The sequence below is a fragment of the Variovorax sp. J22G73 genome, assembly GCF_030317035.1.
Classification (GTDB): Bacteria; Pseudomonadota; Gammaproteobacteria; order Burkholderiales; family Burkholderiaceae_C; genus Variovorax.
This window is the reverse complement of sequence record NZ_JASZYK010000008.1, coordinates 164134-177847: the sequence shown is the minus strand read 5'-3', so window position 1 is coordinate 177847 and position 13714 is coordinate 164134. Positions and strand designations below refer to the sequence as shown.

Sequence of the window (13714 nt, the reverse complement as noted above, 5' to 3'; positions counted from 1 at the left end):
GGCTCAGCGCAGCCCGTGCGCCTGCAGCGTCGCCTTCAGCCGCCGCACCTCGTGCTGCAGGTCGAGGATGAGCGCGGCGGCGTCCAGCCCCACGCCGAAGTCGCGCTCCAGCCGGCGCGCTTCCAACGCATGCTGCAGGTCGGCGCTGGTGAACTGCCAGCGCTCGGGCAGCGTCTCGGCGGGCTCGATGTGCAGGATGCCGACCTCGACCAGTTGCACCACCCAGGCGGTGTCGGCGCCCACGGCGTGCGCGAGCTCGTTGGCCGCCAGCGGCTGCGAGGCGCTGATGGCGGTGGCGGTTGTGAGGGTGAAATTCACCATGCTCAGACTCCCAGATGCTGGCGTGGGTTGAACGATGCCGTGGCTTTCGCCAGCTGCTCGTAGGCCTGGCGTGCGTCGTCGGTGTCGGCGGGCGCCAGCGCGATGTCGATCAGCAGGTACAGGTCGCCCGGCGTCTTGCCCGCGAGCCCGCGGCCCTTCAGCCGCAGCTTCAGGCCGCTGCGCGCGTTGCGCGGCACGGTCACCTCGACCACGCCGCCGGTGGGCGTGGGCACTTCCACCTGCGCGCCCAGCGCGGCCTCGGCGGGCGTGACGGGCAGCGTCATGTACAGGTCGCGCGCCTCCACGCGGTACAGCTTGTGGGGGGCGATGCGCACTTCGAGGTACAGGTCGCCCGCGGCCTCGCCGCCGTGGCCCGGCATGCCCTGGCCGGCCAGCCGGATGAACTGGCCCGGGTGCACGCCCGGCGGGATCTTCACGCTGAGCGTGCGGTTCTCCCACTGCGGCTGGCCCTGCGCGTCGACGGTCTGCGCGCGCAGCGTGATCTCGCGTTCGGCGCCGTTCAGCGCGTCTTCCAGCGTGATCTCGATGGCCGCATGGTGGTCTTCGCCGCGCGCGCGGAAGTTCTGCCGCGCGGCGCCGCGGCGCTCGGCCTCGCCGAACAGCGACGAGAAGAACTCGCTGAAGTCGGCGTGGTCGGCCGGCCCCTGGCGCGGGCCGCGGTGGAACTCGTAACCCTCGTCCCAGCCCGGCGGCGGCTGGAAGCCCCCTTCGGGGTGGCCGCCGCGGGCCACGCGGTCGGCCAGGGCGTCGTAGGCGGCGCGCTTTTCCTTGTCGCCCAGCACGTCCTTGGCCTCGTTGATGTCGCGCATGCGCACCTCGGCGTCGGGCTCCTTGCTGACGTCGGGGTGGTACTTGCGTGCGAGCTTGCGGTAGGCCTTGCGCACCTCGTCGTCCGACGCGGTGCGCTCGATGCCCAGGGCGCTGTAGTAGTCCTTGAATTCCATGGTGTGTGGCGTTTCCTTGGGGTGGACGGCGGGGGCGGCTCCGGGCGCTTCGTGTGGCTGCGCTACGCCAGTGCGGCCCCGCCGTCGTTGTCTGCTGGCCGCAGCAGCGGCTTCACGGCCCATGTGGGGCCGCTGCGCTCGAAACGCAATGGCTGCGCGTTGCCCATGATGCCCACGTCGACCGGCACGCCCAGCAGCGCCGCCAGCACGTACAGCGTGCCGCCGTGCGCCACCACCAGCACCGGCGCGGGCTGGCGCAGCGCCGCGTCGAGCGCGGCGCGCTTGCGGGCCACGAACTGCGACAGCGTCTCGCCGCCCTCGGGCTCGCAGGCCCAGTCGATGTTGGCGGACGAGGTGCCGATCAGCGCGCCGAAGTTGCGCTCGCGCAGCGTCTCGTGCGCCGTGGGCACGAGGCGCAGCGCGGCGCCCACGGTGTGGGCCGTGTCGAAGGCGCGCCGCGCGTCGCTGCACACCAGGGTGCGAATCGGCTCGCCCGCCAGCAGCTCGGCCGCGCGCGCCGCCTGCTGCAGGCCCAGCTCGCTCAGCGGCTCGTCGGGCGCCTGGAACACGCGCAGCGCGTTGCGCCCGGTCTGGCCGTGGCGAAGAAAGTAGAAGTGGTCGCAGGCCGGCGCGAGCGGCTGGGCCTGCGCCAGCTGCACCAGTTGCTCGAGCCCGCCGGCGGCGGTGTGGGTGGATGGGGTGGGAGATGACATGGTTTCGATGATCGATCAGTACGCCAGCTGCAGCGGCTTGCCTTCGCGCTGCGCCTGCACGTCCGCCGGGTGGAAGGGCAGCGGATGCCACTGCTTGGCCGCGAACAGCGGCAGCTGGTCGTAGGCGCGCGGCGAGGCCAGGTCGCTGCTCTGCCCGTAGGTGAGCAGGCCCTGCGCGACCGGGCCGCGCTCGTCGAAGGTCACGACCTGCATGTAGCTGCTGCCGTAGTTGACGTTGTAGCCTTTCGGGTCGATGAGCGACTGGCCCTGCGACTCCAGCTTGTTCAGCACGCCCTCGAACTCGTCGCCGCCGTGCAGCGCGATCTGCTGGCCGCGCACCATGCGCGACTGCGGCACGCCCAGCGGCACGTCGGCCGCGTAGCCTGCCGTGCGCAGCGTGGTCACCGCGTCGCCCACGGCCTTGAAGACGGCGTCGCGCGTAGCGGGCGTGGCCATGTCCAGGCCGGCCGGCGTGGTCACGGGCTGCGCCGGGTCGAAGGGCTGGCGCCACACCTTCGGAATGTCCTTGGCCTTGCGCCAGAACTCGCGGAACAGCGGCGCGCCCTTCGAGTCGGCGTTGCTGGTGCGGTCCCACGCGGCCAGCACGCGGCAGCCGTGCGCCTGCTCGACGGTGAGCGTCGAACCCGCGTTCGCGCAGGCCGCCTTCAGGTCGTCCATCACCAGCATGCCGGCCAGGTTCTTGTCGCGGAAGATCACGCTGCGCAGCTCGGCCGCGCCCATGCGGTTGCCCGGCAGGCCGTCGCTGCCGGCGAGCCGGCCTTCGATTTCCATGATGGCGCTGCGCGTGCGCAGCCGCTGCGCGACGCCGATGGGGCCTACCAGCGGCGACACGCCCGCCATGGGCGCCACGCGCGGGTTGGCGAGCCAGAAGCTGTCGTTGCTGTTCTGCACGTAGTCGGGCGTCACCAGCACCGGCATGCGCGCCGGCGCGATGATGCCGGGCGCCGCGGCCGTGGCGTCGCGGTTCCAGGCGCAGGCGCTGCGCGAGCCGTCGAGCACCGGCAGGCCGGCCGCGTTCAGCAGCGCCGCGGCGGCGGGCGAGGGCGCGCAGGTGCGCAGCATGTCGGCCGACACGTCGGGCACCACCGACAGGTCGGCGTACATGGCGTTGCCGTCGCGGTCGGCCGCGATGGTGTTGATCCACGGCATGCCCTGGTTGCCCATGGCTTTGCGCAGCTCGGCCACGTTGCGGGCGCGGGCCATCTTCATCCAGCTTTCGGCGGAGCGCACGTTCAGCGTGTTGGCGTCGCGGATGGCGTAGGCCTTCTGCGCGGTCCAGCCCAGGCCGGCGCGCGGCAGCGAGATGACGGGGCCCCAGTCGGTGGCGTAGAAGGTGTGCTGCACCGCCGGGCCGTTGCCGCCGGTTGCGGCAGCCGGCAGCACCACCGTGCGCGCCACCATCTTCTTGGGCTGCCCGTCGACCCAGTACACGGTCGGGTCGTTGGGGTCGAGCTTCAGCTCGTACAGCGTGAAGCGCTTGCCGGTGGACACCGTGTGCGTCCACGCCACATCCTTGTTGAAGCCGATGGACACCACCGGGCTCAGGCCGCCGGTGGCGCCCATCACGTCGACCTGGCCGGGAATGGTCAGGTGCATTTCCCAGAAGCGGTTGGTGCCGGTCCATGGAAAGTGCGGGTTGCCCAGCAGCAGGCCGCGGCCGTCTGGCGTGGCGTTGCGCCCGAAGGCCCAGCCGTTGGAGCCCAGCTCGCCGCCCTCGGGGTTGGCGTTGAAGCTGTGGCGGCCGATTTCGGCGACGGCGTCCTTCAGGTCGACCGGCGCGGCGCTGGTCTTGGCGCCTGCTGCAGCTGCGGCGTTGGGCGAGGGCGGCACGGCGGCCAGCACCGCGCCCGCCAGCGCGCCCAGGCCGCCCTGGATCATCGATTGCTCGGTGGCGCGCGACAGGTCGGCCATGGTCATCGGGCGCACCCAGGGCTTGCCGCGGCAAGCGGCGGGCAGGCCGTTGGGGCCGGCGTCCTGCAGGTAGCGGTTGTAGCCGGCCACGTAGCCGCGCAGCGCGGCCTGCACGTCGGGGCTGGTGGTGGCGCCGGCGCGCGCGAGCGCGGCGTCGTCCATGTGATAGCGGATGAACAGGTCGATCTGCGCGTTCGGCACGCGGCCCAGGCCCAGCTCGCCCATGTTCTGCGCGCCCAGGAACTGCGAGCGCTCGCCGCGCAGCGTGAGCAGGTGCTCGGCCGTCTGGCACACGTTGTCCTGCGCGTGCGCGTAGGCGCTGCCATAGGCCAGGCCTTCGTAGTCGGGGGCGGTGATGTGCGCGATGCCGAAGGCGGTGCGCTCGATGGTCACGCTGCGCCCGGTGGGGGGCGGCGCGCTGGCGCAGGCGGTGAGCAGGGCGGCGGCGGCCAGCGCGAGGGGCGCAAGAGGCGGAAGGCCCAAAAGGGCGGAACGGGCCGTCAGGGGCAACCGGGAGAACGAAGCTGTCTTCTTGGGTGTCATGGTGCGGGCGTGTTGTTCTTGGAGTGAATCGGCAAGCCGATTAAAGGGCGTGCCCGCTGCCGCGTCTGTCACCGGCGCGGCACGCCCGCGCGCTGCTCAGCCGAACTTCATGCCCTTGGGCCGGGCCTGCAGCCGGTTGATGTAGGCATCGATCTTGGGTCGGTTCGAGTGCCCGCCGAAGGCGCGGTGCCAGATGAACATCGAGCCGATCATCACGTCCGCCGCGGTGAAGCGCGCGCCGAAAAGGTAAGGGCCTTCGCCCAGTTCGCGCTCCACCGCGTCCTTGGCGTGCTCGAAGTCGGTCCAGCCGCGCGCGCTGTTGTTGCTGCGAATCTTCATGAGGCTGTCGCCCATCGCGGGCTCCAGCTGCGAGGTCGAATAGACCATCAGCGACAGGTAGCGCCCGCGCTCGGGCGACCCCACGGGCGGGGCGAGCTGCTTGCCGGGAAACTTCTCGGCCACGTACATGCAGATGGCCGCGTTCTCGAAGACGCGCGTGCGCCCGTCGACCAGCGCGGGCAGCTTGCCCGCGGGGTTGATCTTCAGGTACTCGGGCTTCTTGTGCGCCTTGTCCTTGATGAGGGTGGTGACGATCTCGTAGTCGACGCCCGCCTCGTCGAGCATCCACTTGGCCACCTGCGAGCGGCTGTGCGGGTCGAAATACAGCTTCATGAGCCAGTCTCCTTCGTCGTTGAAAACTCAGAAAAAACTCAAAAAACCCCGGGGAAAACCAGTGGGAAAAACCAGTGGGGAAGCAACTCAGAACTTGGGGATGCGCAGCGTCTTGCTGATCATGAGCGTGCCCGACAGCGCGAACATCAGCGTGAGCGGGTGCAACTGCCACGGCCCGACCACCCAGGCGCCGCCCCACAGCGCATCGCCGATGCGGCCATGCCAGGCCGCGTACGCCAGCACGCCCACCAGCACCACGCTGGTGGGAATGGGCGTGCCTTCGAAGTACTTCACCTTGTTGGCGCCTTCGGACAGCGATTCGGCCGTCACGTTGTAGCGCGCGAGCCGGCTCACGCCGCAGCACACGAAGTAGATGAGGATGGCGCAGTCCCACCCGCCGTTCAGGCCGGCCGCGAATCCGAGCGCGGCGGGCGCCACGCCGAAGGAAATCACGTCGGCCAGCGAGTCGAGCTCGCGGCCCAGCGCCGACTGCGTCTGGCGCCAGCGCGCGATGCGCCCGTCGAACACGTCGAAGATGAAGGCCGCCGGTGCCAGCGCCGCCGCCCACAAAAACTGCGTGAGCGACTGGCTCGCCATGAACGCCATGGCCAGGAACACCCCGCCCACCCCGCATGCCGCGTTGCCGAGCGTGAACACGTCGGCCAGGTGGAACTCCCGGATCATCGAGAAATGCTTGCGGGCGGGTGAAGGCGTGGTCATGAAGAGGGGGGAGACGGGGCGGTCTCTGAAGGCGACGATCGAGCGACGAATGGCCCGCACCTTAACCCAAGCGCGGGGCGCTTTTTGTAGTCGCGCTCCGACGAAAGGCCGGCGCCGGGCTGCCCTCAAACGTCCTTAAACGCCCTCAAACGCCTTCGTGCGCTTCCACGATGCGCGCGAAGCGCCCGAGCAACCCGGCCGCCGCGCCCGTGGTGGCCACGTGCTCGCGCAGCGCCGCCGGGTCGGCGCCTTCCTTGCGCAGGCCGTCGGCCAGCATGTCGATGTAGCCGCGCATCACCTCGTCGTCGAACTCGGGGTGAAACTGCACGCCCCAGGCGCTCTCGCCCACGCGAAAGGCCTGCACCGGCTCGTGGTCGTTGCCGGCCAGGCGCACCGCCCCTTCGGGCAGCCGCAGCGCGCTTTGCCAGTGCACTACGTTCGCCGGAAACTGCGCGGGCAGGCCCTGCAGCAGCGGGTCGGTGGCGGCGGCGGCGTCGAGCGTGACGCTCACGGTGCCCACCTCCGCGCCTTGCGGGTGGTCGCCCGCCTCGCCGCCCAGCGCATACGCGAGCAGCTGGTGGCCGTAGCAGATGCCCAGCACCGGCGTGCGGCGCGCCACCAGCTGCGCGAGCCAGGCGGCGGTGGTTTCGCTCCAGGGTTCGCGGTGCGACACCATCGCGTGCGATCCCGTCACGACCACGCCGGAGACCGCGTCCACTGCGGGCAGCGTGTCGCCCCGGCGCGGGTCGACCACCAGGATCGGCAACGACTGCGTGGCCAGCCCGTCGGCAATCCAGTGTTCGAAGTCGCCACGGCGGGCGCGAAGGGCTTCGAAGGTGCTGCCGACCTTGACGATGACGAGTGGGTGCGGGGCTTCTTTCAGCGTGTTACTCGAGGCTTCATTCGAAGCCTTTTCCGGGGCGTTTTCTTGCATGGCCGCGATCATGCCGCAGCGCGAAAGAGCCAGCTCAGCGCGCGGCCTCCCTGCGGTGCAGCAGGTCCATGAAGGCCCGCCCCACCGGCGAGGGCGAGCGCCCCGCGCGCGTCACCAGCCCGATGGGGCGCGACATGGCCGGGCGCTGCAGCGGCACCGTCACCAGGTCGTCGTTGCGCGTGAGCTGCAGCGCCAGCCGAGGCAGCGCCGTGATGCCCAGCCCCGCCGCCACCAGCGCGCCGGCCGCGGCCACGCTCGGGTACTCCAGCGCCGGCACCACCTGCAGCCCGCGCTGCAGAAAGGCCGCGTCGGTGATCGGGCGGATGCTGCTGCGAAAGCCGCTGGCAATGAAGGGCCGCGTGGCAAACACCGACCACGCCACCGAGGCCCGCCCCGCCAGCGCGTCGTCGCGCCGGCACAGCAGCACGAAGGGGTCGTCGATCAGGTGGCGGTACTGCATCGGCTCCTGCGGGCCGGGGCGCACGCTGATGCCGAAATCGGCCCGGCCTTCGTCCACCGCCGAGCGCACCAGCTCCGCCGGCCCTTCGATGAACGAGAACGCCACCTGCGGATGGCTCGCGCGAAATTCCGCGATGGCGTTGGGCAGCATCGCCGAGCCCGTGGAGGGCAGCGCGGCAATGGTGAGGTGCCCGCTGCGCCCTTCCAGGAACTGCGACAGCTCGCTGAACGAGCTGTGAAAGTTCTCCAGGATGCGCAGCGCAATCGGCAGCAGCTCGCGGCCCGCGGGCGTCAGCTCCACATGCCGCGTGTCGCGGTCGAACAGCCGCGCGCCGGCCAGTTCCTCGACGATGCGGATGGTGCGGCTCAGCGCCGGCTGCGACACATGCAGCGCATGCGCCGCCGCGCGAAAGTTGGAGGTTTTCGCGACCTCCACGAAGGCTTGCAGCTGCTGCAGGGTGATGTCGATTCGCACGGGAACGGCGCGGGCGTGACCCGGTCGGGATTGATCCGGCCAAGTTATCACAGATATAGAAATATTCGTCTTCCCAGATCAATGGCCGAGGGCCAGACTCGCCCACACCACACAGAGACAAGCCCGGTTCCCCCGGGCCGCGGACATGCAAAAAACACTGGAAGGCATCCGGGTGCTCGAACTCGGACAGGTGCTGGCCGGGCCCTTTGCCGGCGCCATCCTGGCGGACCTGGGCGCCGACGTCGTCAAGCTGGAGCGCACCGAAGGCGGCGACGACGCGCGCCACATGGGCCCGGCCTTCAGGCACGGCGACGCGCTCAACTTTCATGTGTTCAACCGCGGCAAGAAGTCGGTCGCGCTCGACCTGAAGAGCGCAGAAGGCATGGCCGTGTTCGAGCGGCTGGCGGGCGAGTCGGACATCCTCATCCACAACCTGCGCCCCGGCGTCACGCGCGCCATGGGCATCGACGGGCCCGCGCTGTGCGCGCGCCACCCGCGCCTCATCTACTGCGAGATTTCCGCCTTCGGCCACACCGGTCCGCTGGGCATGCAGCCGGGCTACGAGCCGCTGATACAGGCGTTCAGCGGCCTGTCGAGCATCAACGGCGGGCCCGACGATCCGCCGATGCGCACCGGCGCCTCGGTGTGCGACCAGGGCACGGGCATGTGGGCGGTGATCGGCGCGCTCGCGCTGCTGCAGCGGCGCCATGCCACGGGCAAGGGCGGGGTGGTGAGCGCGTCGTTGCTCGAAACCGCGCTGGTGTGGACCGGCCAGAAGGCCGACGCCTACGCCAACGAAGGCCGCCTGCCGGAGCGCCACCGCTCGGGCCACCCGGGCTTCGTGCCCTACGAGTCTTTCGACACCGCCGACGCGCCCTTGCTGGTGTGCTGCGGCAACGACCGCCTGTTCGCCAAGTTCGCGCACGAACTCGGCCGCGACGATTGGACCACCGACGCGCGCTTTGCCACCAACCGGCTGCGGCTGCAGCACAAGGCCGCGCTGTTCGAGCAGATCGTGCCGCTGCTGCGCGCGCACGGCCGCGCGCACTGGAGCGCGCGCTTCGCCGCCGCCGGCGTGCCCTGCGCGCCCGTGCACACCGTGCCCGAGGCCATCGCGCACCCGCAGGTCGAGGCGCTGGGCATGTTGCAGGCCGTGCCGGGCGAAGACTTCAGGCTGACCGCGCTGCCGCTGTCAATCGACGGCCAGCGGCCCGCGCACCGCTCGGTCGCGCCGCGGCTGGGCCAGCACAACGCGGAGTTCGGGGCGCCTGTTCAAGCCACCGAACACGCTACGGAAGCACCGCAACAGCCCCAAGCACAGCCCCAAGCACAGTCCCAAGGAGATGCCGATGTCTGACCTGCCCCGCCGCGTTCACCTGCACGAGGAGGGCCCGCGCGAGGGCTTCCAGATCGAGACGCGCCACATCGCATCGACCGAGAAGGTGCGCCTGATCGAGGCGCTGGCCGGCACCGGGCTGCAGGAGGTGCAGTGCGTGTCCTTCGTCAACCCCGAGCGCGTGCCCGGCATGGCCGACGCCGAGCTGGTCGCGCAGTCGATACGCAAGCGCGACGGCGTGCGCTACACCGGCCTGTGGCTCAACCTGCGCGGCATGCAGCGCGCCATGCGCACCCAGCTGGACATCGAAGGCACCATCGGCACCAACGCGTCCGAGGCCTTCTCGGTGCGCAACAGCGGCAAGAGCCTGGCCGCGCTGCGCGAGGCCCAGCGGGAAACGCTGGCCTTCTGCGTCGACCACGGCATCGCGGTCACGCGCGGCATCGTCACCACCGCCTTCGGCTGCAACCTCGAAGGCGCCATTGCCCCGGCCACCGTGGTCGAGCGGGTGGCGCAGATGTTCGAGGTGATGGCCGATTTCGGCCTGCGCCTGCCCATCCTGCGGCTGGCCGACACCGTGGGCTGGGCCCAGCCCAACGCCATTGCCGCGGTGGTGGGCGCCGTGCGCGAGCGCTGGCCCGCGCTGCGCCTGGGCCTGCACCTGCACGACACGCGTGGCACCGCCATGGCCAACGCGCTCATGGGCCTGCAGATGGGCATCGACACCTTCGACAGCGCCTGCGCCGGCCTGGGGGGCTGCCCCTTCGCGGGCCACACCGGCGCGGCCGGCAACATCTGCACCGAAGACCTGGCCTTCATGTGCGAAGAGATGGGCATCGAAACCGGCGTGGACCTCGATGCGCTCATCGACTGCGCGCAGATGGCCGAGGGCATCGTCGGCCACCCGCTGCCGGGCAAGCTCGTGCGGGCCGGCACGCTGGCCAGGTTCCGGCACTGAGGCCCGCCGAGCGGCCCACGACGCACACACAAAGAACATTCCACAGGAGACAACACCGTGCCCCCCTTCTTCCACCGACTTCGCGCGCCGCTGGCTTTATCAGCCACGCTGTGCGCGGCCCTGCTCGCCGTTGCGGCCGCGGCCGTTCCTGCGCACGCGCAGACCTACCCGAGCAAGCCCATCACCATCGTCGTGCCCTTCGGCGCGGGCAGCGGCACCGACCAGCAGGCGCGCAGCATGGCGCAGGCGCTGGGTGCGGAATACAAGGTGCCCGTCATCGTGGACAACCGGGCCGGCGCCAGCGGCTTCATTGCCGCGCAGTACGTGGCCAAGGCCGCGCCCGACGGCTACACGATGCTCATGACCACCAACACCACGCACGCGGCCAACGAGCACCTGTTCAAGAAGCTGCCCTACGACCCGGTGAAAGACTTCACCCCGGTCGCGCTGCTGTCCAAGGGCCACATGCTGCTGCTGGTGAATGCCGAATCGCCCATCAAGTCGGTGGCCGACCTGGTGGCCGCCGCCAAGAGGGCGCCGGGCAAGCTCAACTTCGGCAGCGGCAGTTCGTCGAGCCGCGTGGCCAGCGAGCTGCTCAAGCAGATGGCGGGCATCGACGTGGTCAACGTGCCCTACAAGAGCAACCCGCTGGCCATCACCGACCTGCTGGGCGCGCAGGTCGACTTCATGTTCGCCGACGCGCCCACCGCGCTGCCGCAGGTGAAGAGCGGCAAGCTGCGCGCGCTGGCCGTCAGCGGCAACAAGCGCCTGGCCGCCGTGCCCGCGCTGCCCACCGTGGAAGAGGCCGGCGTGAAGGGCTACGACATGTCCTACTGGACGGCCGTGTACCTGCCGCCCGGCGCGCCCGCGGCCATCACGCAGAAGCTGAACGACATGATGATCAAGGTGTCGGCCGCGCCCTCGGTCGTGGCCTACCAGGCCACCACCAGCGGCGAGGCCGTCACCAGCACGCCCGAGGGGCTGGCGCAGTTCCAGGCGGCCGAGTCGCAGAAGTGGGGGCGGGTGATTCGCGCGGCGGGCATCGAGCCCGAATGACGACGCGGTGAGTGGGGGCGTGCGCGTGGGGCTCGCCGGGCGCGGGCGCTGCGGCTACAGTGGGGCCACATTCTTTCCCACGGCTCTTCCTCCCGGATCTTCACCAGACCTCATCCGATGCGCTCCCTGGCCCTGTTCCTGTCGATCTTCACCGTCGCCCTGGGCGCGCACGCGGAAGTCGTGCGCTGCACCGACGCCAGCGGGGCCATCTCGTACACCAACGTCGCCTGCCCGCCGGGCAGCAAGCGCGCAGCGCAGGTGCAGATCCTGGAGTCGCCGCCGGTCGATGAAACGCGGCGCGCGTACACCCCGCCGGCCGGCGCGGCACCTGCGCAATCCACCCAGTCCACCCAGTCCGCACCACCTGCGGCGACCCAGCAGGCCGCCAATCCGCCCTCGGGCCCGGCCATCATTCCGCGCTACCCCGCCGACACGCAGCAGCGGCCGGCGAGCGACCCGCCGGTCTACATCTTGGGCCCCGACGACCCGTACTACGACGGCGTCCGCCCCATTCGCCGCCCGCCGCACCAGGTGCGCGACCCCGGCCCCCCGCCCGGCCAGCGGCCCTGCAACCTGGCAGGCATCAAGCGCAACAACTGCTGAGCGCGCGATGAGTTTGAACGACAGCGTGGGCATCGGCGCACCGGTGGGCCTGCCAATCGACCTGCCAACGGGCCCCGCGCCCTGGACCGTGCACTGCGACGGCAGCGCCATGCCCAACCCTGGCCGCATGGGCATCGGCGCCGTCATCACCGCGCCCGACGGCACGCGCCACACCCTGTCGCAGGCCACGCACACCACCGGCTGCAACAACGAGGCCGAGCTGCTGGCGCTCACCCTGGCGCTGCAAGACCTGCGCGAACGCGGCGTGAGCGCCGTGCGGGCGTACAGCGACAACAGCATCCTGGTCGAGCAGCTGGGCCCCGCGCGGGCCAAGCCCATCGCGCGGCTGGCCGGCCTGTTCGACGATGCGCGGGCGTTGCTCGGCAGCTTCGACGACGCACGCGTGCAGTGGATTCCGCGGCACCGCAACGGCGAGGCCGACGCGCTCGCGCGCGCCGCCCTGGGCTTCGCGCCCAAGCCGCCCGCGCGCCCCGCAAAGAAGAAGCGGCGCTAGAGCAGCGGCGTTAGAAAGCCGCGCCGGGCCCACCGCAACCCGGGGCCAGGCCCGGAGTCAGCCCCAGGGCCGTGCGGAGCCCCTATCATCACGCGCCATGACAGAAGCCACTCCCCGCCCCCCACTCCCCGACCACCTCTCCAGCGATTCGCGCAGCCCGCATCACCTGGCTGCCGCCTTCGAGCACGACATCGGCATTCGCTTCAACGGCAAGGAACGCCTCGACGTCGAGGAATACTGCATCAGCGAAGGCTGGATCAAGGTGCCCGCCGGCAAGACCCTCGACCGCAAGGGCAAGCCCCTGCTGCTCAAGCTCAAGGGCACCGTCGAGGCGTTCTACAAGTAATCTTTCTTTTTGAGATCAGCGCCACTGCAGCAGCAGCGACCAGGGCTGCCGGCTCATGTGGCGATCGATGCAGCCGGCCGCGCCAGATGCACCAGAGGCGCTTGATGTACCGGATGCACCAGGTGCACCAGGTGCACCAGACGCCGGCGAGCACCCCTCCGGCAGGTAGCTCGGGTCCAGCAGCCGCGTGCCCGGCGCGAAGTCGAGCCGGCGCCGCGTGACCGACTGCAGCACGTTGCCTCCCACCGTGTCGAAGCCCGCGGCCTCCACGCTCACCACCACATCGCAATGCATGGGCAGCGCGTCGCCGCCGGTGTCGCGCGTCGCCAGCACCTCGCCGATCTTGTCGAAGGTGTTCAGCTCGGCGCCCGCGCCGCGCGCCTGGCACACCAGGTCACCCACGCGCGGTGGCGTGCGCAACAGGTCGCAGGCGCGCATCGCGTAGCGCGTCGGCCTGCCGGCGGTCTCGTCGGTGCCGGCTTGCCAGGCCGCGCCCGCGTAGTCCTCATGCGCCTCGGAGAACACGAACTCGTCGTCCGCCAGCCCGGCCTGCCGCGCCAGCCAGCTGATGAAGGCGGCCGACCACGGCGTGTCGACGATGGAGACGCGCGCCAGCGCCACCTGCACCGCGCGCAGCTCGTCGGACGCCAGCCCCTCGTCGGGCCCCACGCCCAGGCCTTGCAGCCGCCCGGCCGTCGCCTCGTTCAGCGCCTGCAGCAGCAGGTGCCGGTTGGCCGGGCGCAGGCCGCCGTAGCGCACCTGCGTGGGCAGGCGCGGGTCGACCGCCTGCCAGTAGGCGAGCACGCGCTGCCAGGGGGCGAGGCTGGGAATGGTGTGGCGCGTGTCTTCGGCTTCGGAGTCGCCCGCCTCGGTCACGCGGCCCTCGGCGTCCATGGTCTGGCCGCCGAAGGCCTGGTGCTCTTGCGTGGCGTACGTGGCCATCGCGAGGGCGCGGGCGGGGGAGGGGAGCTGGGTGGCGGTGTCGATGCAGGAAGACGAGGAGGGTGACGCGAGGACGGGAAAAGCAGCGGCGAGAACGAGTGTGCAGGCGAGAGCGGCGAAACAGCGTCGCGCGCTGAAAGTCGTGTCGTAGGGCGGCATGGGCGCGAGCATAGCCGTGGGCTTACCGCGCCCACGCCGCACCGCGATCGGTCGACCCGTGCGCGT

15 protein-coding genes are annotated in these 13714 nt (G+C 70.9%); 6 read left to right on the top strand and 9 right to left on the bottom strand.

Going from position 1 to position 13714, the window contains the following annotated elements:
- Window positions 1–3 precede the first annotated feature (3 nt).
- The 8 genes from QTI51_RS26175 to QTI51_RS26140 form a co-directional block, all read right to left on the bottom strand.
- Complete coding sequence (locus tag QTI51_RS26175; RefSeq protein ID WP_286516641.1) at window positions 4–321, bottom strand: chaperone modulator CbpM; 318 nt, start codon at window positions 319–321, stop codon at window positions 4–6.
- Window positions 322–323: 2 nt separating this feature from the next.
- Entirely contained in the window at window positions 324–1286 is a 963-nt protein-coding gene (locus tag QTI51_RS26170) for a DnaJ C-terminal domain-containing protein (RefSeq protein ID WP_116912028.1), read from the bottom strand.
- Window positions 1287–1348: 62 nt separating this feature from the next.
- Entirely contained in the window at window positions 1349–1999 is a 651-nt protein-coding gene (locus QTI51_RS26165) for a histidine phosphatase family protein (protein ID WP_116912027.1), read from the bottom strand.
- A gap of 15 nt (window positions 2000–2014) precedes the next feature.
- A complete protein-coding gene (locus tag QTI51_RS26160) occupies window positions 2015–4474 on the bottom strand; it encodes a penicillin acylase family protein (protein ID WP_286516640.1) in 2460 nt (819 codons plus the stop codon).
- A gap of 96 nt (window positions 4475–4570) precedes the next feature.
- A complete protein-coding gene (locus tag QTI51_RS26155) occupies window positions 4571–5146 on the bottom strand; it encodes a glutathione S-transferase family protein (RefSeq protein WP_116912026.1) in 576 nt (191 codons plus the stop codon).
- An 87-nt stretch (window positions 5147–5233) separates the two neighbouring features.
- Window positions 5234–5866 carry a CDP-alcohol phosphatidyltransferase family protein gene (locus tag QTI51_RS26150; RefSeq protein WP_286516637.1) on the bottom strand — a complete coding sequence of 211 codons (633 nt, stop codon included), beginning with the start codon at window positions 5864–5866 and terminating at the stop codon, window positions 5234–5236.
- Between the two features lie 145 nt (window positions 5867–6011).
- Window positions 6012–6800 carry a glutamine amidotransferase gene (locus QTI51_RS26145; protein WP_286516635.1) on the bottom strand — a complete coding sequence of 263 codons (789 nt, stop codon included), beginning with the start codon at window positions 6798–6800 and terminating at the stop codon, window positions 6012–6014.
- 34 nt (window positions 6801–6834) lie between these two features.
- Window positions 6835–7734 carry a LysR family transcriptional regulator gene (locus QTI51_RS26140; RefSeq protein ID WP_132748931.1) on the bottom strand — a complete coding sequence of 300 codons (900 nt, stop codon included), beginning with the start codon at window positions 7732–7734 and terminating at the stop codon, window positions 6835–6837.
- A 145-nt stretch (window positions 7735–7879) separates the two neighbouring features.
- On the opposite strand from QTI51_RS26140, the gene QTI51_RS26135 reads away from it, so the two are divergent.
- The 6 genes from QTI51_RS26135 to QTI51_RS26110 all read left to right on the top strand — a co-directional run bounded on the left by QTI51_RS26135 (window position 7880) and on the right by QTI51_RS26110 (window position 12547).
- Complete coding sequence (locus QTI51_RS26135) at window positions 7880–9091, top strand: CaiB/BaiF CoA transferase family protein (protein WP_286516633.1); 1212 nt, start codon at window positions 7880–7882, stop codon at window positions 9089–9091.
- On the top strand, window positions 9084–10028 hold the full coding sequence (locus tag QTI51_RS26130) for a hydroxymethylglutaryl-CoA lyase (RefSeq protein WP_286516631.1): 945 nt from the start codon (window positions 9084–9086) through the stop codon (window positions 10026–10028). The genes QTI51_RS26135 and QTI51_RS26130 overlap by 8 nt, the downstream gene beginning before the upstream one ends.
- A gap of 57 nt (window positions 10029–10085) precedes the next feature.
- Window positions 10086–11084, top strand: coding sequence for a Bug family tripartite tricarboxylate transporter substrate binding protein (locus QTI51_RS26125; protein ID WP_371087445.1), 999 nt, complete (start codon window positions 10086–10088; stop codon window positions 11082–11084).
- Between the two features lie 117 nt (window positions 11085–11201).
- Window positions 11202–11687: a hypothetical protein gene (locus QTI51_RS26120; protein WP_286516630.1), complete on the top strand. Its 486-nt coding sequence runs from the start codon at window positions 11202–11204 to the stop codon at window positions 11685–11687.
- Window positions 11688–11694: 7 nt separating this feature from the next.
- Window positions 11695–12201, top strand: a complete 507-nt coding sequence (locus QTI51_RS26115) for a ribonuclease HI family protein (RefSeq protein ID WP_286516629.1) — start codon at window positions 11695–11697, stop codon at window positions 12199–12201.
- Window positions 12202–12298: 97 nt separating this feature from the next.
- Window positions 12299–12547, top strand: coding sequence for a DUF3297 family protein (locus QTI51_RS26110; RefSeq protein WP_116912020.1), 249 nt, complete (start codon window positions 12299–12301; stop codon window positions 12545–12547).
- 15 nt (window positions 12548–12562) lie between these two features.
- Here QTI51_RS26110 and QTI51_RS26105 read toward each other — a convergent pair whose 3' ends face one another.
- Complete coding sequence (locus QTI51_RS26105) at window positions 12563–13489, bottom strand: DUF2272 domain-containing protein (RefSeq protein WP_286516627.1); 927 nt, start codon at window positions 13487–13489, stop codon at window positions 12563–12565.
- Window positions 13490–13714 lie beyond the last annotated feature (225 nt).